Annotated in this window: 14 protein-coding genes and 1 pseudogene; 9 read left to right on the top strand and 6 right to left on the bottom strand. The window is 72.1% G+C overall.

What is annotated here, in order from left to right; translation table 11 throughout:
- The first annotated feature begins 83 nt into the window (after nucleotides 1-83).
- Together ACZ6J5_RS21140 and ACZ6J5_RS21135 are read left to right on the top strand one after the other, a co-directional pair.
- Nucleotides 84-1,559 (top strand): APC family permease, encoded by a 1,476-nt coding sequence (locus tag ACZ6J5_RS21140; RefSeq protein ID WP_469393689.1) that lies wholly within the window; start codon nucleotides 84-86, stop codon nucleotides 1,557-1,559.
- Nucleotides 1,560-1,595: 36 nt separating this feature from the next.
- Entirely contained in the window at nucleotides 1,596-2,585 is a 990-nt protein-coding gene (locus tag ACZ6J5_RS21135) for a hypothetical protein (protein WP_469393688.1), read from the top strand.
- A gap of 50 nt (nucleotides 2,586-2,635) precedes the next feature.
- On the opposite strand, the gene ACZ6J5_RS21130 is transcribed toward ACZ6J5_RS21135, so the two are convergent.
- A complete protein-coding gene (locus ACZ6J5_RS21130) occupies nucleotides 2,636-4,696 on the bottom strand; it encodes a PhoX family protein (RefSeq protein WP_469393686.1) in 2,061 nt (686 codons plus the stop codon).
- 211 nt (nucleotides 4,697-4,907) lie between these two features.
- On the opposite strand from ACZ6J5_RS21130, the gene ACZ6J5_RS21125 reads away from it, so the two are divergent.
- Complete coding sequence (locus tag ACZ6J5_RS21125) at nucleotides 4,908-6,287, top strand: VWA domain-containing protein (protein WP_469393684.1); 1,380 nt, start codon at nucleotides 4,908-4,910, stop codon at nucleotides 6,285-6,287.
- 83 nt (nucleotides 6,288-6,370) lie between these two features.
- Nucleotides 6,371-7,978 carry a methionine--tRNA ligase gene (gene metG / locus ACZ6J5_RS21120; protein ID WP_469393682.1) on the top strand — a complete coding sequence of 536 codons (1,608 nt, stop codon included), beginning with the start codon at nucleotides 6,371-6,373 and terminating at the stop codon, nucleotides 7,976-7,978.
- 82 nt (nucleotides 7,979-8,060) lie between these two features.
- On the opposite strand, the gene ACZ6J5_RS21115 is transcribed toward metG, so the two are convergent.
- Together ACZ6J5_RS21115 and ACZ6J5_RS21110 are read right to left on the bottom strand one after the other, a co-directional pair.
- Nucleotides 8,061-8,327: a DUF397 domain-containing protein gene (locus ACZ6J5_RS21115; protein WP_469393680.1), complete on the bottom strand. Its 267-nt coding sequence runs from the start codon at nucleotides 8,325-8,327 to the stop codon at nucleotides 8,061-8,063.
- On the bottom strand, nucleotides 8,324-9,199 hold the full coding sequence (locus ACZ6J5_RS21110; RefSeq protein ID WP_469393678.1) for a helix-turn-helix domain-containing protein: 876 nt from the start codon (nucleotides 9,197-9,199) through the stop codon (nucleotides 8,324-8,326). Before ACZ6J5_RS21110 ends, ACZ6J5_RS21115 begins: the two co-directional genes overlap by 4 nt.
- Nucleotides 9,200-9,355: 156 nt before the next feature.
- Here ACZ6J5_RS21110 and ACZ6J5_RS21105 point away from each other — a divergent pair, with 156 nt between their 5' ends.
- The 3 genes and pseudogenes from ACZ6J5_RS21105 to ACZ6J5_RS21095 all read left to right on the top strand — a co-directional run.
- Nucleotides 9,356-9,787, top strand: coding sequence for an ATP-binding protein (locus ACZ6J5_RS21105; protein ID WP_469393676.1), 432 nt, complete (start codon nucleotides 9,356-9,358; stop codon nucleotides 9,785-9,787).
- 292 nt (nucleotides 9,788-10,079) lie between these two features.
- Entirely contained in the window at nucleotides 10,080-10,976 is an 897-nt protein-coding gene (locus ACZ6J5_RS21100; protein WP_469393674.1) for a helix-turn-helix domain-containing protein, read from the top strand.
- A 116-nt stretch (nucleotides 10,977-11,092) separates the two neighbouring features.
- Nucleotides 11,093-11,440: pseudogene (locus tag ACZ6J5_RS21095) on the top strand (hypothetical protein); the annotation flags it as partial.
- A 73-nt stretch (nucleotides 11,441-11,513) separates the two neighbouring features.
- Here ACZ6J5_RS21095 and aspS read toward each other — a convergent pair.
- Nucleotides 11,514-13,334, bottom strand: coding sequence for an aspartate--tRNA ligase (aspS, locus tag ACZ6J5_RS21090; RefSeq protein WP_469393672.1), 1,821 nt, complete (start codon nucleotides 13,332-13,334; stop codon nucleotides 11,514-11,516).
- Between the two features lie 150 nt (nucleotides 13,335-13,484).
- On the opposite strand from aspS, the gene ACZ6J5_RS21085 reads away from it, so the two are divergent.
- Nucleotides 13,485-15,590: an ATP-binding SpoIIE family protein phosphatase gene (locus ACZ6J5_RS21085; protein ID WP_469393670.1), complete on the top strand. Its 2,106-nt coding sequence runs from the start codon at nucleotides 13,485-13,487 to the stop codon at nucleotides 15,588-15,590.
- A gap of 80 nt (nucleotides 15,591-15,670) precedes the next feature.
- The gene (locus ACZ6J5_RS21080; RefSeq protein ID WP_469393668.1) at nucleotides 15,671-16,486 is read left to right on the top strand and encodes an MBL fold metallo-hydrolase; all 816 of its coding nucleotides are present in this window, start codon (nucleotides 15,671-15,673) and stop codon (nucleotides 16,484-16,486) included.
- On the opposite strand, the gene ACZ6J5_RS21075 is transcribed toward ACZ6J5_RS21080, so the two are convergent.
- Together ACZ6J5_RS21075 and ACZ6J5_RS21070 are read right to left on the bottom strand one after the other, a co-directional pair.
- The gene (locus ACZ6J5_RS21075) at nucleotides 16,487-17,569 is read right to left on the bottom strand and encodes an AI-2E family transporter (RefSeq protein WP_469393666.1); all 1,083 of its coding nucleotides are present in this window, start codon (nucleotides 17,567-17,569) and stop codon (nucleotides 16,487-16,489) included. It lies immediately after the preceding gene.
- 165 nt (nucleotides 17,570-17,734) lie between these two features.
- Nucleotides 17,735-18,697: a pirin family protein gene (locus ACZ6J5_RS21070; protein WP_469393664.1), complete on the bottom strand. Its 963-nt coding sequence runs from the start codon at nucleotides 18,695-18,697 to the stop codon at nucleotides 17,735-17,737.
- Between the last annotated feature and the right edge of the window lie 141 nt (nucleotides 18,698-18,838).

The following is an 18,838-nucleotide window of genomic DNA, read 5'->3' as shown; positions in this document are numbered from 1 at the left end:
CGCCCCCTCCCCGGCCACAAGCGACCTGGTGGCAGGGTCACTTGCCTGCGTCCCCCGTCCTTCCCCTCCCCGAGGACACCCCTATGCGCACCACCTCCGGCAGAGGTCTCCAGCCCAACGCCCTGGGCACCTTCGACACCATCGTGATGGCCGTGGCCGGGAGCGCGCCGGCGTACTCGCTCGCCGCGACGACCGCCGTGCTCTTCGGCGCCGTCGGCCTCGCCGGGCCCGCGGCCCTGCTCTACTGCGCGATACCGATGCTCGGCATCGTCCTCGCCTACGCCCGGCTCGGCCGCATCGACGTCAACGCGGGCGCCGGCTACTCCTGGGTGGGCCGCACCCTCCACCCCGCCCTCGGCTTCCTCTCCGGCTGGGCGCTGGTCTTCGCCGCGACCGTCTTCATGGTCGCCGGATCGCTGCCCGCCGGCTCCCTGACGCTCTCCCTCTTCGATGCCCGGCTGGCCGAGAACACCGCCCTGTCCTGCGCGGTCGGCGCCGGCTGGTTCCTGATGATGCTGCTCGTCGTCCTGGGCGGCGCCCGGCTCACCGTCCGCGCCCAGCTCCTCATGTCCGGCGTCGAACTGGCGATCCTCCTGGTGTTCGTGCTGGGCGCCGTCGCGCACCGGGGCCACGCCACCGCCTTCGACTGGTCCTGGTTCGGATTCGGCCACTTCGGCGGCTCCGCCGGCTTCGCCTCCGGCGCCCTGATCGCCGCCTTCTACTACTGGGGCTGGGACGTCACCAGCAACCTCAGCGAGGAGACCCGCGACAGCCGCCGCACCGCCGGACTCGCCGCGCTCATCGGCGTCGGCGTCGTCTTCCTGCTCTTCGAGGCCTTCACCGTCTCCGTCAACGTGCTGCTGAGCGCCGGGCGGATCGAGAGCGCGGGCGCCAACGTCCTCGCCGTCCTCGGCGAGGAGATCTGGCCCGGCGCGGGCGGCAAGCTCCTCGTCCTGGCCGTGCTGCTCTCCACGGTCGCCACCCTGGAGACCACCCTCATCCAGGTCACCCGCTCGCTGTTCGCGATGGGCCGCGACCGCACCATGCCCGCCGCCCTCGGCACCGTGCACCGGCGCTGGAACACCCCCTGGGTGGCCGTCGTCGCGGTCGGCGGGGCCGCGCTCCTCATGTTCGCCGCGGCGGCCGTCGCCGGCACCGTGCAGCAGGTCCTCAAGGACGCGGTCAGCGCCATCGGACTGCAGATCGCCTTCTACTACGGCCTCGCCGGCATCGCCGCCGTCGTCGCCTACAAGTCCCTCCTCTTCAGCTCCGTACGGGACTTCGTGCTCGGCGGGGTCTGGCCGCTGCTCGGCTCCGCCTTCATGCTGTGGGCCTTCGTCGAGTCCCTCGGCGAACTCTCCGCCAACGCCCTCGTCATCGGCCTCGGCGGACTCGCCGTCGGGATCGTGCCGATGGGCGTCTACTGGGCCAAGGGCAGCGCCTACTACCGGCCCGCCCGCCTCGACGCGGCCCGCGCGCTCGCCGCCGCAGGCCCCTTCGACTCACCCGACTCGCCGCGCGCCCGCCGCGCCGACGAGTCGTACGCCACGGACTTCTGACGGCCGCTGCCCCCGAGGGAGGAAAGGGAGGACCGGATGGCCGCACTCCGCAGACCGTCCCGCTCGTCACGGGCGGCCCGCTTCACGCCCGACTTCGACCCGGACTTCGGCGACCGGGCGCTCACCGAGGCCCGCCACGACATGGTCATCGGCCGCTGGCAGGGGGTCCGCGACCTGCTGCGGGCCACCGGCGACGACTGGCCGCGCCGCACCCACCGGCTGCGGCTGCTCTCGCACGCCGCCGCGGGCGGCTCCACCGTCGAGGCCTGGCGGGCCGCCGAACCGGGCGACCCCGACGCGGCCGTGCTGCGGGCCGCCACCGACGTCGTCCGCGTCTTCGACACCGCCATCGCCGCCGGCCGCGGCGGCGCCCTCGACCGGGGCCGCATCGACGCCGCCGTCGACGCCTGCCTCGCCGCCGCCGAGGCCGCCCCCGCCGACCCGATGCCCTGGGTCTCGCTGCTGTCCGTCGCGCGGCTGTACGAGGGCGGGGTGCCGCGCCGCGAACTGCGCCACTGGTTCGACGAACTGCGGCGCCGCGACCCGTACAACACCGAGGGCCACACCCAGGTGCTGCGCTACTGGTCGGCCCGCTGGCACGGCACCCACGGCGCCATGTACGACTTCGCGCGCGACGCGGCCGGCGTCGCCCCGCCCGGCTCGCCGCTGCCGGTCCTGGTGCAGATCGCCCGGGTCGAGGAGTACCGCTACATCGCCGACGGGGCGCTCGGCCGGGGCCCCGTGCGCGGCTTCGACCAGCACTGGAAGCACGAGCTCGCGGTCACCGAGCTGCGCCGCACCCACGCCCGCTGGATCGGCGGCCGGGAGCCCGGCCGCCCGGTGGCCCCCGAGGAGGTCGCCGACCTCAACTACCTCGCCCACGCCGCCTGCTACGCGGGGCGGCCGGAGCTGGCGCGGGAGCTCCTCGGGCTGCTGGGCACCCGGGCGGCGTGGGTGCCCTGGGTGTACACGGGTGAGCCCGAGGAGCAGTTCAGGCGCTTCCGGGAGGGCCTGGCGGTCGACTGACCGCCGGGCCCCTCGCCGGAGCCTGAGGTGCCTCAGGCACCTCAGGCGCCTCAGACGCCGATGTCGCGCCCGTCGGCCCGCCACACCGACACGACGGCCGGGCGGACGATCTTGCCGGGACCGTCCGGCCAGGCCGAGGCCGGCTTCTCGACGGAGGCGCCGTCGATCTCGCCCGGGTGCTGCACGGCGACCAGGACCCGGCGGTCCTGCACGATCGGACCGCAGGTCTCGGCGCCGGTCGGCACGGTCAGGAACTGCTTGAGCTCACCGCGCCGCTCGCCGTGCGTGGCGACGCCGAACAGGCCGTCGTGGGAGCCGAGCTGGTTGCCGTCGGTGGAGATCCACAGGTTGCCGTGCGGGTCGAAGGCCACGTTGTCGGGGCAGGAGATCGGCGAGACCTTCTCCTTCGGGAAGCCCGCGAAGTAGGTGGCCGGGTCGTTCGGGTCGCCCGCGACCAGGAACAGGCGCCAGGCGAAGCCGTCCGAGGCCGGGTCGTCCCAGTGCTCGGCGAGCTCCAGGATCTGCCCGTGCTTGTTGAGGTTGCGCGGGTTGGCCTCGTCCGCGCCCGGGTTGGTGCCCTTGCCTCGGTTGGTGTTGTTGGTGAGCGCCACGTAGACGCGGCCGGTGCGCGGGGAGGGCTCGATGTCCTCGGGGCGGTCCATCTTGGTGGCGCCGACCTTGTCACCGGCGAGGCGGGTGAAGACGTACACCTCCTCGGCGGTCATCCCGGGCACGTGCGACACGGCCCCGCCCGGACCGGCCGTGGCCAGCGGGATCCACACGCCGGAGCCGTCGAACTCGCCGTCCGCCGGGAGCTTCCCGCTGCCGTCGATCTCGGCCGCCGGGCTGTCGCCGGTCAGCTTGGCGACGTACAGGGTGCCCTCGTCGAGCAGGGTGAGGTTGTGCGCGTGCGCGGCCCGCGAGGAGCCCTTCTTCATGCGCTTGCTCGACACGAACTTGTAGAAGTAGTCGAAGCGCTCGTCGTCGCCCATGTAGACGACCGGGCGCCCGTCCGCCGTCATGCGCGGCTGCGCGGCCTCGTGCTTGAAGCGGCCGAGCGCGGTGCGCTTGCGGGGCGTGGACTCCGGGTCGTACGGGTCGAGCTCGACGACCCAGCCGAAGCGGTGCCCCTCGTTCGGCTCCTGCTTGAGGTCGAAGCGCTTGTCGAACCGCTCCCACTTGCGCTCGGTGGCGCCGGTGCCGATGCCGTAGCGCTTGTCGGTGGCGCTGGAGGCGTTGGCGAAGTACTGGTTGAAGTTCTCCTCGCCGTGCAGCGTGGTGCCCCACGGGGTGGTGCCGCCGGAGCAGTTGTTGAGCGTGCCGAGGATCCGACGGCCGGACGGGTCGGCGGAGGTCTTCAGGAGCGCGCTTCCGGCGGCGGGGCCGGTGGCCTCGAAGACGCTGGTGGCGGTGAGGCGCCGGTTGAGCCGGTGCCGGGTGACGGCGGTCAGCTTGCCGCTGCGGTGCTCCTCCTGCACCACGACGACGCCGAGGCCGTGCGCCGCCCAGGCGATCTCGACCTGCTCGCGGGTCGGGTTCTCGGGGTCGTAGCCCCGGAACATCAGCACCTCATCGGTGTACTCGTGGTTGGCCACGAGGACCTGGCGGTGGTGCTCGCCCGGCAGCGGCAGCAGGGAGAGGAAGTCGTTGTTGTAGCCGAACTGCCCGGCCTGCGCCTTGGCGGTCTGCTTCTCCGGGTCGAACGCCGGGGCGCCGCGCAGGATGGGCTCGCCCCAGCGGATGACCACGTTCTGCTGGTAGCCGGCGGGGACGGTGACGCGGTCGTCGGTGTTGGGCGCGACCGGCTGGAAGCGCAGACCGCGCGCGCCGTCGGGCTTCGGGGTGGGCTTCGGGCGCCCGTGCGCCTCGGCGACCTGGGCGTCACCGAGCGCGAGCGCGGTGCCGGCGGAGGCGGCGACGGTCACGACGGCGGCGGCGCGCATCAGGGAACGGCGCGAGAGCGCCCCCGCTATGACGTCGCCTACGTACTCGTTGCCGCTGGTGTTGGGCACCTCCTGGAAGCAGGCGTCACCGCACCGGAACCGGCAGGTCAGGGCGGAACGCCCGCCCGCGTGCGAGGGGTTGCTCAGCAGCGGCAGCAGTGTGGGCACGTCTTCCTCCGGGTGTCGATCAGCGTCCGGCGGTGACGTTATGTGCGCACATCTGCACAGCGGAGGCGGGGGAGTGAACGCCGGATGAATGCACGGCGTCCGGAGGAGCCCGGGTCGTAGGGCCCGGCAGGCGCGGCCGCTAACCTTACGTGTCCGCCCTGGCCAGGGATGAAGGACGCATATCGCCTAACTCATGCGAAGGGGTTCGCCCATGGGTATTCGGAGCATGCTGCGCAAGGTATTCGGCCGAGACCGCGCGAACGACGCCGAACAGTCCTCCGCCCCGGCGACCTCCGTCCCAGCCCAGGCGACATCCCCGGAACCGACACCGGCGGAACAAGCGGCGGCGGACCTGGTCGCGGCCTCCTTCGACAACCCGCAGGTGCCGGGGGCGCGGCGGGGCGACGACGGGGCGGAGCCCGCACCGGCGGCGGACGCGGAGCCCACGAAGGCGGAGCCGGTAGCCGAGGCACCGGCGGCGGAGGCCGAGCCCGCGAAGGCGGAGCCGGTGGACGCGAAGCCGGAGGCCGAGCCCGCGAAGGCGGATCCGGTCGTCGCGAAGCCGGAGCCGGTGGACGCGGCGCCGGAGCCGGTCGTCGCGGAGGCGGAGCCGGTCGCCGAGGCGGAGGCGCCGAAGGCCGAGCCGGAGCCGGTCGCCGAGCCGGTGGCCGAGCCCGTCGCGGAGGCGGAGCCGGTTGCGGAGGCGGAGCCGGTTGCGGAGGCGGAGCCGGTCGCCGAGCCGGAACCGGAGGCCCCGGCGAAGGCCGAGGCGGAGCCGGTGACGGCCGAGGCGGAAGCGGAGCCGGTGACGGCCGAGGCGGAAGCCCCGGCGGAGGAGTTGGCCGAGACCCCGGCGGAAGCCCCGGCGGAGGAGCCCACCGAGGTCACCACCCCGGCCACCGTCGCCCCCATCCCCGCACCCACCCCCGCCCTCTCCCTCGCCAAGGTCAAGGCCGCCGCCCCGCACCTCGCGGACGCGTACAAGGCGGCCGGGGCCGTGCTGAAGAAGCAGGGGCTCACGGGCACGCGGGCCGCCGTGTACCTGGTGGTGGACCGTTCGGGCTCGATGCGCCCGTACTTCAAGGACGGCTCCGTGCAGCGGCTCGCCGAGCAGACCGTGGCGCTGGCCGCGCACCTCTCCGAGGACGCGACCGTGACCACCGTCTTCTTCTCCACCGACATCGACGGCACCGCCGAACTCCGCCCCGCCGACCTCACCCCCGACCGCGTCGAGACGGTCAACGCGACCCTCGGCCGGATGGGCCGCACGCACTACCACCGGGCGGTCGAGGAGGTCCTCGCGCACCACGAGAAGAACGGCGCGGACCGCCCGGCCCTGGTCGTGTTCCAGACCGACGGCGCCCCCGACGCCCGTACGGCCGCGACGCAGGCGCTGGCGGAGGCGGCGGACCGCCCGGTCCACTGGCGCTTCACGGTCTGGGGCGAGGAGGACAACAAGGCGTTCGACTACCTCCGCAAGCTGCCCGGCACCGTCCCGGCCGCAGGCGTCCACTTCGCGGGCACGACCCCGCTGGAGACCCCGCACACGGCGTTCTACCGGGGCCTGCTGGCCGGCATCCAGGCGCTCTGACCCGGCGCGGACGACCCGGGGCCCGTCCGGCCCCGGGTCACGGCGGGCGAGGGGGGCCCGCCCCGGCCGTTAAAATTCGGACCATGGCGGCCACTGGAACCGAGAAGCAGGGCACGAAGGCGTTCTACGTCTCGACCCCCATCTACTACGTCAACGACGCTCCTCACCTGGGCCACGCCTACACGACCGTCGCAGGCGACGTGCTCACCCGCTGGCACCGCCAGCGCGGCGAGAAGGTGTGGTACCTCACCGGCACGGACGAGCACGGTCAGAAGATCATGCGCACGGCCGACGCGAACAACGTCACCCCCCAGGAGTGGTGCGACAAGCTCGTCACCGAAGCCTGGAAGCCCCTCTGGAAGCACCTGAACATCGCGAACGACGACTTCATCCGCACCACGGAGAAGCGTCACACGGACCGCGTTCAGGAGTTCGTCCAGGATCTCTACGACAAGGGCGAGATCTACAAGGGCGGCTACGAGGGCCCGTACTGCGTCGGCTGTGAGGAGTACAAGCTCCCGGGCGATCTCATCGAGGCCGAGGACGGCACCAAGCTGTGCCCGATCCACAAGAAGCCGGTGGAGATCCTCAAGGAGGAGAACTACTTCTTCAAGCTGAGCGAGTACGGCGACAAGCTCCTCGCCCTCTACGAGGCGAACCCGGGCTTCATCCAGCCCGAGTCCGCCCGCAACGAGGTCGTGAACTTCGTCAGGCAGGGCCTTCAGGACCTGTCGATCTCCCGCTCCACGTTCGACTGGGGCGTCCCGGTCCCGTGGGACGACAAGCACGTCATCTACGTGTGGGTCGACGCGCTGCTCAACTACGCCACCGCGGTCGGCTACGGCGCGAACCAGGAGAAGTTCGACGAGACGTTCCCCGCGAACGTCCACCTCGTCGGCAAGGACATCCTCCGCTTCCACGCCGTGATCTGGCCCGCGATGCTGCTCGCGCAGGGCCTGCCGGTCCCCGGCAAGGTCGCGGCCAACGGCTGGCTGATGGTCGGCGGCGAGAAGATGTCGAAGTCGAACCTGACCGGCATCAAGCCGCAGGACCTGACCTCGCACTTCGGCGTGGACGCGTACCGCTGGTACTTCCTGCGCGCCATCGCGTTCGGCGCGGACGGCTCCTTCTCCTGGGAGGACTTCACCGCCCGCTACACCTCCGAGCTGGCGAACGACTACGGCAACCTCGCGTCGCGCGTGGCGGCGATGGTCGGCAAGTACTACGGCGGGGAGCTGCCGGCGGCGACGGCGGACGGCGACGCGGAGCGGGCGCTCCACGAGGGCCTGGCGGCGGCGGTCGCGACGGCGGACCGGAAGATCGGCGAGGAGCTGGACTTCCAGGGCGGCATCCTGGCGGTCTTCGACTTCGTGAAGCAGGTCAACGGCTACATCACGGAGCAGGAGCCGTGGAAGGTCGCGAAGGACGAGAGCGAGGAGGGCCGGGCCCGCCTGGCGACGATCCTCTACACGGCCGCCGAGTCGCTCCGCGCGGTCGCCGTCCTCCTGAACCCGGTCATGCCGACGACCTCGCGGGCCCTCTGGGACTCCCTGGGCGCCGAGGCGTCCCTGGGCGCCCTGTCGGACCAGCGGGTCCAGGACGCGGCCGACTGGGGCCGCCTCCCGGCCGGCACGAAGGTGACGAAGGGCGCGGTCCTCTTCCCCCGCCTGGAAGACCCGAAGAAGGACTGACCAGGTCTTCTTCCGTAGCAGGTACGACACGGTGGCCGCCGCCCCGCACCGGGGCGACGGCCACCGCCGTGCCCGGAGGTCGTCAGCCGCCGACGGCGTACGAGACGAAGCCCGCCCACGCGGTCGGCGTCAGCGCGAGCTGGGGACCGCCGAGGTTCTTGGAGTCGCGGACGTGGACGGTGGCGGGGGTGGTGGCGACCTCGACGCAGGACTCGCCGTCGGTGCCGCCGCTGTAGCTGCTCTTACGCCAGGCGACTTCGATGCAGGACTCGCCGTCGTTGCCGCCGCTGTAGCTGCTCTTGAACCAAGCCAGTTCGGAGGCGTCCCCGGCAGAGGCATTGCGGATCATGTTTCTCCCAGCAGTTGCTCGATGAGGGCCAGCGACTCCCGTGGGGGGAGTGCCTGCGCCCGGATGGTGCCATATCGCAGCTCAAGGATGCGGAGCTGCCTCGGGTCGGAGACCGGACGCCCGCCGAACGCCCCGTCGGAGCGACCCACCGCCGTGCCGTCCGCGAACTTCAGCAGTTCGATCCTGCCGTCCAGACCGGAATGGACCTCGCAGTGCGTCGGCATCACCTGGAGCATGACGTTACGCAATCGGCCCACCTCCAGCAGACGTTCGAGCTGCCTCCGCCACACCATTGTGCCTCCGAGGGGGCGCCTCAGCGGAGCCTCTTCCAGCACGAAGCTGAGCGCGGGAGCGGGATCCCGATCGAAGACGGACTTCCGGGCCACCCGAGCGGCCACCATCCGCTCTACATCGCCCTGCGAGTACGGAGGCTGCGCCGCCTCAATGGCGGCCCGGGCGTGCTCCGGGGTCTGCAACAGGCCGGGGACGATGTTGCACTCGTACACCCCGATCTCGACCGCACTGGCCTCCATCTTCGCCAAGGCGCGGACCTTCTTCGGGTAGCGGACCTTCGCGACGTCGTCCTTCATCGCCGCGATCAGCCCGCCCGCGCCCAGGACCTCGTCCGCCTTGTCCAGGAACTCGGGACGGGGAATCCGCTTCCCGCCCTCCATCTTGTAGATCATGTCCTCGCCGTACCCCGTGGCCTCACCGAGCTCGGCGGCCCGCATCCCGACCGCCTCCCGCCGCAGCCGCAACTGCCGTCCTACCGTCTCGACGACGGCGACGCCCCACTCGTCGTCGGGATCGACTTCCCACCCCGGCTCGTCCGCCTCCGTCTTGAGCCGCTGCACCCCATCGTCCACCGACATACCGCACCCTTCCCTCGCCCCTTTTGATGGCGCGACACCTCTACCCGTGGCGGGGGTGCGGACAGGCCGGACAGCAGTGGACAAGCCCCGGACAGTCACCCTACGCATCGGCATCGTCACTGTTCACGGTAGTCGGGGGCGGCCACGCTCGGTGATGTGAACCAGAAGAACCCCATCCAACTCAGCCAGCCCACACACCACTTCAGCGTCCTGGTGTCCCCCACGCCACGCGGGGCCCGGCTCGCCCGGCTGCTCGCCGTGGAGTGGCTGCGGAGCTGGGAGCTTCCGTACGGCGTCGTGGACACCGCCGCGCAGGTCGTCGCCGAACTCGCCGCGAACGCCGCCACGCACGGCCGGGTCTCGGGGCGGAACTTCCGTCTCGCGCTCCTGGCGCACCCGGACGCCCTCCGGATCGAGGTCACGGACACCCGGGGAGCCGACCTTCCCCGTCTCCGGACCCGGACCGTCGACGCCGAGTCGGGGCGCGGGCTCCTGCTCGTGGAGGCTCTCGCCGACCGGTGGGGCGTCGAGCTCGGGCCCGCGCCCCGGAAGACCGTATGGGCGGAGCTCGCCTTGTCACGCCCCTGACCAGCAAGAACGGCACGTTCACCGGAGTCCGGAAACGTGGGCTCCGGTGGCTCGGGTGGTCTTTCCAAGCAACGACGAGAGAGAAAGAACCCTCACCAAGCCCCACCCCTCCCGCCCCGGGGCGGGGCGCTCACTCATGCGGGTGAAGAACACCAACTCCGCTGGATTCCGACCCGGTTGCCTGCTTTACGCTCGGCTCGACCGGCATATGACAGCAGACATACGTCGGCCCTCGCCGGGAGGGCAATCCCGATGCGAGGGCCTGACCACGAGGAAGAAGACAGCTTCCCCAATGGGTGTTCAGAACACTAGCGCGCGCCCCCGCACCGAGTCCCGTAACAGCTGGAAAAATCACCCTCCCCGGCGCCCCCACAGGCGCTCGGCGCTCGGTGGCGTCATCCACGACAACGTGCGGCACACCACCCGCTTCACGGTGATCGGCAACCACCTCTGCCAGCACGACGGGATGTCCCTCGTGGCCATCGGCGTCGCCGTGTACATCCAGTCGCTGCCCGCCGGGTCTCCCGTCGACATCAAGACCCTCGCCGCCCGTTTCCCCGAGGGCGCCGTCCGGATCGCCAACGCCCTGCGCGAGCTGGAGCTGTACGGCTATCTGCGCCGGATCCGCGAGCGCGGCGAGGACGGGCGGATCGTCACCCGGACGATCTCCTGCAACCATCCGGGACGGACCGGCGGTTCGGAGGAGCCGGAGCCGGGGGCCGAGGCCGAGCGCGGGCCGGAACCCGAGGTCAAGCGCCCCGCCCGCCGGGCGGCCGATCCGCCGCGCCGCGCCCTGCCCGCCGTACCGCAGCCCGTGTATCCGACGCCCGACCTCCTGCTCACGGCCGTCGACATCCTCGTCGGCCTCCGCCGTGTGGACCCGCGCCTGTACCTCTCCGCCACCGACGCCGAGCACCTCGCCCCGGGCGTCGCCGCCTGGCTGGAGCGCGAGCTCACCCCCGACGCCGTACGCCGCGTCCTGACCCTCGTCCTCCCGGCGGAGCCCCTGCGCCGCCCGGCCGCCCTCCTGGCCCACCGCCTCAACGCCGCACTCCCGCCCCTGCCGCCCTTCCGGGCCCGGGACGAGGCTCCCGCCGTCCGGCACCCCCTCCAGAACTGCGACACCTGCGACCACGCCTACCGCGCCCCCGAACCGGGCACCTGCGGGTCATGCGCGTCAGCGGGGTAACGCCCGAAGACACCGACGCCACCGCATGCCCACCGGCAAGATGCGGCGAGCTGCCCCATGGCACCCGCTGATGCCACCCTCCCTGCGCTCGTCCCGACCGGCCCAGAAGAAGGACCCTGCGGGACGTCCCCGAGGACGTCGCCGACCCGATCATCGAATTCACCACCCAGGGGCTGGAGAAGCGACCGGCCCTAGAGCTCTGGAGGAACCTGGTGGCCGTGGACCTCTCCTTCTACACGTCGGTCATCTCCGAGGAGATCCGTGACGAGGGCCGCACTCAGGGGCGTGCCCAGGCCAGTGCCGAGGCCATACTGATCATCCTCGAGCAGCGCGGTCTCACCGTCTCCGACGACGCCCGTCAGCGCATCACCGGCTGCGATGATCCCGAGGTCCTGCGCCGCTGGGTCGCCCGTGCCGTCACCGTCTCGTCCGTCGACGAGATCTTCGCCGACGAGGGCGCGTAACCCCGCCCACGAACGCCGAAAGGGCCCGGAACCGAGAATCTCGGTTCCGGGCCCCTCTTGCGAGCGGGTGGTGTTACCGCGCCGCGTCCGGGTGGACCGACTCCGTCACCGGGCGGTCGTCCGCCGGCTTCTCCTTCGCGACCGGCTTGCGGAGCTGGATGTTCAGCTCGCGCAGGCGGGACTCGTCCAGCTCGGTCGGGGCGCCCATCAGGAGGTCCTGGCCGTTGCCGTTGAGCGGGAAGGCGATGATCTCGCGGATGTTCGGCTCGTCCGCGAGGAGCATCACGATGCGGTCGACACCCGGGGCGATGCCGCCGTGCGGCGGGGCGCCGTACTCGAAGGCGCGGAGCATGCCGGCGAACTCGGTCTCGACCGTCTCGCGCGAGTAGCCCGCGATCTCGAAGGCCTTGAACATGATCTCGGGCTCGTGGTTCCGGATCGCGCCCGAGGAGAGCTCGATGCCGTTGCAGACGATGTCGTACTGCCAGCCCAGGACGTCCAGCGGGTCCTGGGTCTCCAGGGCCTCCAGGCCGCCCTGCGGCATCGAGAAGGGGTTGTGCGAGAAGTCGATCTTGCCGGTCTCCTCGTCCTTCTCGTACATCGGGAAGTCCACGATCCACGCGAAGCGGAAGACGTTCTCCTCGAAGCGGCCCGCGCGCTTGGCGGCCTCGACCCGGACCGGGCCCATGATCTTGGAGACCTCGTCGAACTCGCCCGCGCCGAAGAACACCGCGTGGCCGTCGGCCAGGCCGAGGCGCTCGGTGAGGACCTTGACGTTCTCCTCGGTGAGGAACTTGGCGATCGGGCCGGTCAGCGCGCCCTCCGCGCCGACGCGGACCCAGGCCAGGCCCTTCGCGCCGAGCGACACCGCGAAGTCGCCGAGGGAGTCGAAGAACTTGCGGGGCTGGTCGCCCGTCTCCGGCACGGCGAGCGCGCGGACGTGCTTGCCGGCGAAGGCCTTGAACTCGGAGTTCTCGAACACGTCGGTGATGTCGACCAGTTCGAGGTCCGTGCGCAGGTCGGGCTTGTCGTTGCCGTACTTCAGCATCGACTCGCGGAACGGGATCCGCGGGAACGGCGAGCTGACCGGACGGCCGCCGCCGAACTCCTCGAAGATCTCCGTCATCAGCTTCTCGATCGGCTGGAAGACGTCTTCCTGCTCGACGAAGCTCATCTCGACGTCGAGCTGGTAGAACTCGCCCGGCGAGCGGTCCGCGCGGGCGTCCTCGTCGCGGAAGCAGGGCGCGATCTGGAAGTAGCGGTCGAAGCCGGAGATCATCAGCAGCTGCTTGAACTGCTGCGGCGCCTGCGGCAGCGCGTAGAACTTGCCCGGGTTCAGACGGGACGGGACGACGAAGTCGCGGGCGCCCTCGGGGGAGGTCGCGGCGAGGATCGGGGTCGCCATCTCGTTGAAGCCGAGGGCCACCATCTTGGAGCGGATGGAGGCGACGACGGCGGAGCGCAGCATGATGTTGCGGTGCATCCGCTCGCGGCGCAGGTCGAGGAAGCGGTACTCCAGGCGCCGCTCCTCGTTCACGCCGTCGTCGGCGTTGATGGTGAAGGGGATCTGCTTCGCGGCGCCGAGGACCTCGACCGTGGCGGCCTCGATCTCGATCTCGCCCGTCGCGAGCTCCGGGTTCACGTTCTCCGCGCCGCGCGAGACGACCTTGCCGTCCACGCGGACGACGGTCTCCTTCGTCAGCTTGTCGAGCACCTCGGCCGCGGCGGTGCCGGGACGGGCGACCAGCTGGGTGATGCCGTAGTGGTCGCGCAGATCGATGAAGAGGATGCCGCCCAGGTCGCGCCGATTGTGCAGCCAGCCGCTCAGCCGGACGTCGGTGCCGACGTCAGAGGCGCGGAGCTCGCCGCAGGTGTGGGACCTGTACCGATGCATCGTCGTTCATCCAGTTCTTCGGGAATCTTCGGGATCCGAGAGGGATGCCGGACGGTCACGTCCAGCCGTCCCAGGGTACCGGCCCACCCAAGATCGCGATTCGAATACTCTCAGTGGCGACCTGCTGTCCGATATTCATAAAGTAGGGCAATGCGCACCGAGGACGTCCTGGCCGCCATCGCGACCGGTCTGTGGCGCTGGGACAACGCGTCCGGGGTGGTCTCCCTCGACGCCGAGGCGGCCCGGCTGCTCGGCCTGCCCGCGGAGCCGGTCCGGCTCACCGAGGCGGCCGTGCGCTCCCGCTTCCATCCGGTCGACTGGAACGAGATCGACGGCGTCGTCCACCTCGCCGTCGCCGAGGACACCCTCGCCGAGGCCCGGCTGCGGATCATGGACGAGCACGGACGGGTGCTCCGTACCGTACGGAGCAGATCGAAGCCGCTCCTGGAGGGCGACGACTACCAGCTCGTCGGCACCCTCCAGGAGGTCGCCGAGCCCCAGCCCGGCACCGCCGCCGCCACCCCCATCACCGGCGACTGGCGCCGCTCCCGCGAGGCCTTCCTGCTCGACGCGGGCCGCGCGCTCGCCGAGGCCCGCTCCACCGCCGAGGTGCTGCGGGTGGCCGCCTCGCTGTCCATGCCCGGCTTCTCGCCGGACGGGCTCGCGGTGTTCGGCGTGGCCGGCGACCGGCTGACGGTCATCGGGCACCACGGGCACAACGAGGGCGACGAGAGCCCCTTCAGCTCGATGACCCTGGACACCGACTACCCGGCGGCGGAGGTCGTCCGGACCGGGCGGGCGATCTATCTGCCGACGCCCGAGGAGTACCTGCGCCGCTTCCCGATGACCTGGCCGCTCGCGCAGCGCTTCGGGCGCCGGTCCTGGGCGTTCGTGCCGCTGGTGGTCGCGGGGCGCACGATGGGCGCGTGGATGGCGGCGTTCAAGCACCCGGTCGCGTTCACGCCCGACGAGCGCTCGGTGCTCACCACGGTCGCCCGGATGCTGGCGCAGGCGCTGGCCAGGGCCGGGGTGGCCGAGTCGGAGCGGGAGCTGTCGCTGGGGCTCCAGCGGACCATGATGCCGGCGCTGGGGCCCGGCATCCCGGGCATCCAGGTGGCCGCCCGGTACGTGCCGACCGGCGGCGGGCTCCAGGTCGGCGGCGACTGGTACGACATGATCCGGCTGCCCGGCGGGTCCGGCGCCGGGCGGATCGCCCTGGTCATCGGCGATGTGCAGGGGCACGACGTGCGGGCGGCGGGCCTGATGGGGCAGTTGCGGATCGCGCTGCGGGCGTACGCCTCCGAGGGGCACCGGCCGGACGCCGTGCTGTCCCGGGCGTCCCGCTTCCTGTACGGCGTCAACGACGGCGCGGACGGGGACGACGCGGGGACGTTCGGCGGGCCCCGCTTCGCGACCTGTCTGTACCTGGAGGTCGACCTGGAGACGGGGGTGGTGGAGATCGCCCGCGCCGGACACCCCGATCCGGCGGTACGGATGACCGACGGGACGGTGCTGCTGCGGCCCACCGCCGGTGGCCTGCCGCTCGGCATCGACCCCGACACCGACTACCCCACCACCCGGCTCAGCCTGGAGCCCGGCGAGACCCTGATGATCTGCACCGACGGCCTCCTGGAGACCGGCGGGCACGACCTGGACAGCGGCTGGGAGCGGGTCCGCGGGCTCCTTGAGGCGGACGGCGGCGAGGACCTGGAGGCGCTGGCCGACCGGCTCGTCGAGGCCGTCCACGGGCCCGGCTCGCACCACACCACCGGTCCGCTCGCCGACCGCCGCGAGGACGACATCGCGGTGCTGCTGCTGTCCCGGCAGGGCGCGGCGGCGCTGCCCGCCCCGCGCCGCACGATCATGACGGTCGCCCAGGCGGAGCCGGAGCGGATCGCCGCCGCCCGCGAGCAGCTGCGCCAGCTCCTGCACGACTGGGCGGACGCGGACCAGGTCGACTCGGCGGTCCTGATGGTCTCCGAGATGGTCACCAACGTCCTGGTCCACACCGACGGCGACGCGCTGCTCGTCGCCGAGGTGGTGTGCGGGGAGGACGCCCGGCGGCGGCTGCGGGTCGAGGTGGCCGACGCGAGCGACGAGCTGCCGCACAAGCGGCACCCGGGCGAGATGGCCTCCAGCGGGCGCGGGCTGTGGCTGATGGAGATGCTGGCGGACGCGTGGGGCGTGGATCCGCGCGGCGAGGGCAAGTCGATCTGGTTCGAGCTCCACGAGTCACGGGAGCCGGGGGAGGCGTAGCAGCCGGGCCCGGCGGGCGGTCTCCGCCGGGACGGCGCAGACTGGTGTCGTACGGCCGCCGGGGGCACCGGGAGCGCGCCATGGACACGCACAAGGTCGGCAGCGACGTCACCGTCCTCGCGGACAGCCTCGACGTGCCGGGGATCGGCCACATCCCCGTCAACGCCTTCGTCCTCACCGCCCGTGAACCCGTGGTCGTGGACACCGGGCTCTCCCTCGCCGACCGGGACTTCCTCGCCGCGCTCGGCGGGGTCGTGGACCCGGCCGACGTGCGCTGGATCTGGCTCACCCATCCGGACCGCGACCACACGGGTGGCCTCTTCGCGCTGCTGGAGGCGGCGCCCCGGGCGCGGGTGGTGACCACCTTCGCGGGCGCCGGGATCATGTCCACCGAGCGGGCGCTGCCGATGGACCGGGTGTACTTCCTCAACCCCGGCCAGGTCCTGGACGTGGGCGACCGGCTGCTCGACGCCTTCCGCCCGCCGCTCTTCGACAACCCCGCCACCGTCGGCTGCTACGACGAGAAGACCCGCGTCTGCCTCAGCTCCGACTGCTTCGGCGGCCCGATGCCCACCGAGGAGCTCGCCCGCGGCGGGCACGCCAACGACCTGCGGCCGGACGAGCTGCGGGCCGCGCAGCTCCTGTGGGCGACGGTCGACAGCCCCTGGGTGCACATCGTGGACCCGGTGAAGTACGGGCTGTGGGTGGACCTGGTCCGGGAGATGAACCCGGAGATCGTGCTGAGCACGCATCTGCCGCCCGCCGTGCGGATGACGGGCCGGATGATCGAGACGATCACGATGGCGCCGGAGGCGGACCCGTTCACCGGCCCCGACCAGGCGGCCCTGGAACGGATGCTCGCGGCCTTCGAGCCGGGCGGAGTGCCGGCCGGCTGATCAGCCGGGCCCGGGCTCGGGGGCGTCCGGGGCGTCCGGGGCCCCGTACCGGCCGCGCAGCTCGCCGAGCACCCCGAAGGCGGCGGCCGTCAGGGGGACGGCGAGCAGCATCCCGAGGATGCCGGCGACGGACGCCCCGGCGGTGATGGCGAGCATGACGACCGCCGGGTGCATCTGCACGGTCCGGCTCTGGACCATGGGCTGGAGGACGTTGCCCTCAAGGACCTGGACGGCGAGGACGATCCCGAGCGCCCACAGCGCGATGACGAAGCCCCGGTCGGCGAGGGCGACGAGGACGGCGACCGCGCCGGAGAGGAAGGCGCCGAGGTACGGGATGTAGGCGGTGACGAAGACGAGCGCGGCCAGGCCCACCGCGCCCGGAACCTTCAGGACGAGCAGGCCGGTGCCGATGAGGACGGCGTCGACGAGGGCGACGAAGGTGGTGCCCCGCATGAAGCCCTCGACCGCCTCGAAGGCGCGCCGCCCCATGGCCTCCACCATGTCGCCGGTGGAGCGGGGGGCGAGCGAGCGCAGCACGTCGGCGGCCCGGTCGGAGTCGCGCAGGAAGAAGAAGATCAGGAGCAGCGCGAGGACCGCGGTGGCGGCCATCTGGCCGACCACGCTGAGTCCGGAGATCACCCCGGACGCGGCGGTCCCGCCGAAACGCTCCAGGAGCTTCTTGGCGTTCTTGGCGAGGTCGTCGAGGGAGGTCCCGGCGGCGCCGAGGTGCTCGGCGATGTCGACGGCGGCCTGCCGCAGCGAGGCGAGGATCTGGTCGCCGGTCTCGATGAGGGCGGCGACGACGATGTACGTGGCGCCGCCGACGACCGCGAGGACGGCGATCACCGTCAGCCCGGCGGCCAGCGACCTGCTCATCCTCATGCGCAGCAGCCGGCGGTAGAGCGGGCCGAGCAGGGCGGTGCCGAGGAGCGCGAGCAGGGCGGGGGTGACGGCCGTCTTGAAGACGACGCAGAGCCAGACGAAGACCGCCGCGACCCCGGCGACGAGGAGGGCGACGGCGCACCAGGCGGCGGTGCGGCGGGCGCCCTCGGGGAGCAGCGGCGGCGGGCGATCGGTGGACACCCGTCCACCGGACCACGCCGTGCGGCGTGTCGTCCTGCGGGGGCGGCCGGACGGGTGGCTGCCCGTCCGGCCGTACGAGTACGCGTACGCATGCGAGCACGGGCACGGGCACGCCGGTACGGGCACAGGGGCGGCGCCCCCGTACCCGTACCGGTCCCGGTGGTGTTACTCGCCCATGCCGTGGACGGCCGGGATGGTGCCGAGGCGGCCGGCCTGGAAGTCCTCGAAGGCCTGGCGCAGTTCGGCCTGGGTGTTCATGACGAACGGGCCGTAGTGGGCCATGGGCTCGCGGATCGGCTGTCCGCCGAGGAGCACGACCTCCAGGTCGGGCTCGTTCGCGTCCTGCTTCTCGTCGGCGCGGACGGTGAGCGCGCCGCCCTTGCCGAAGACGGCGGTCTGGCCCTTGTGGACCGGGCGGCGGTCGGTGCCGACGGTGCCCCGGCCGGCCAGCACGTAGGCGAGGCCGTTGAAGTCCTCGCGCCACGGCAGGGTGATCTCGGCGCCGGGGCGCAGGGTCGCGTGGATCATCGTGATCGGGGTGTGGGTGATGCCGGGGCCCTGGTGTCCGTCGAGCTCGCCGGCGATGACGCGGAGCAGCGCGCCGCCGTCCGGGGAGGTGAGGAGCTGGACCTGGCCGCCGCGGATGTCCTGGTAGCGGGGGGCCATCATCTTGTCGGCGGCGGGCAGGTTCACCCAGAGCTGGAGGCCGTGGAAGAGGCCGCCGCTCATGACGAGCTGCTCCGGCGGGGCCTCGATGTGCAGGAGGCCGGACCCGGCGGTCATCCACTGGGTGTCGCCGTTGGTGATGGTGCCGCCGCCGCCCTGGGAGTCCTGGTGGTCGAAGATCCCGTCGATGATGTAGGTGACGGTCTCGAAGCCCCGGTGGGGGTGCCAGGGGGTGCCCTTGGGCTCGCCGGGCGCGTACTCCACCTCGCCCATCTGGTCCATCATGATGAACGGGTCGAGGTACTGGTAGTTGATCCCGGCGAACGCGCGGCGCACCGGGAAGCCCTCCCCCTCGAAGCCCGAGGGCGCGGTGGTCACGGCCAGCACCGGCCGTGCGACGGCGTCGGCGGGCGCGACGACGCGGGGCAGGGTGAGCGGGTTCTCGACGGTCACGGCGGGCATGGCGTGCCTCCTCTTGGTCGTCCACTTCGAGGTGAAGTTCGTACGATCTCTGGGCCTCAGAGTAGTTGAAGCTTTAACTTTCTGCCACCCGGAACGCGGAACGCCCGGGAGGTATTCCTCCCGGGCGTCCCCGACACCTGC

The organism is Streptomyces sp. NPDC042100, from assembly GCF_055582325.1.
Note: the sequence above shows the minus strand (reverse complement) of the source record. Positions and strands in the feature narration are given on the sequence as shown.

Bases quoted from the DNA above. Each gene is read 5' to 3' on its own strand.
- ACZ6J5_RS21140 (WP_469393689.1), top strand. From the start codon at position 84: ATGCGCACCACCTCCGGCAGAGGTCTCCAGCCCAACGCCCTGGGCACC.
- ACZ6J5_RS21135 (WP_469393688.1), top strand. From the start codon at position 1,596: ATGGCCGCACTCCGCAGACCGTCCCGCTCGTCACGGGCGGCCCGCTTC.
- ACZ6J5_RS21125 (WP_469393684.1), top strand. From the start codon at position 4,908: ATGGGTATTCGGAGCATGCTGCGCAAGGTATTCGGCCGAGACCGCGCG.
- metG (WP_469393682.1), top strand. From the start codon at position 6,371: ATGGCGGCCACTGGAACCGAGAAGCAGGGCACGAAGGCGTTCTACGTC.
- ACZ6J5_RS21115 (WP_469393680.1), bottom strand. From the start codon at position 8,327: ATGATCCGCAATGCCTCTGCCGGGGACGCCTCCGAACTGGCTTGGTTC.
- ACZ6J5_RS21110 (WP_469393678.1), bottom strand. From the start codon at position 9,199: ATGTCGGTGGACGATGGGGTGCAGCGGCTCAAGACGGAGGCGGACGAG.
- ACZ6J5_RS21100 (WP_469393674.1), top strand. From the start codon at position 10,080: ATGGGTGTTCAGAACACTAGCGCGCGCCCCCGCACCGAGTCCCGTAAC.
- aspS (WP_469393672.1), bottom strand. From the start codon at position 13,334: ATGCATCGGTACAGGTCCCACACCTGCGGCGAGCTCCGCGCCTCTGAC.
- ACZ6J5_RS21085 (WP_469393670.1), top strand. From the start codon at position 13,485: ATGCGCACCGAGGACGTCCTGGCCGCCATCGCGACCGGTCTGTGGCGC.
- ACZ6J5_RS21080 (WP_469393668.1), top strand. From the start codon at position 15,671: ATGGACACGCACAAGGTCGGCAGCGACGTCACCGTCCTCGCGGACAGC.
- ACZ6J5_RS21070 (WP_469393664.1), bottom strand. From the start codon at position 18,697: ATGCCCGCCGTGACCGTCGAGAACCCGCTCACCCTGCCCCGCGTCGTC.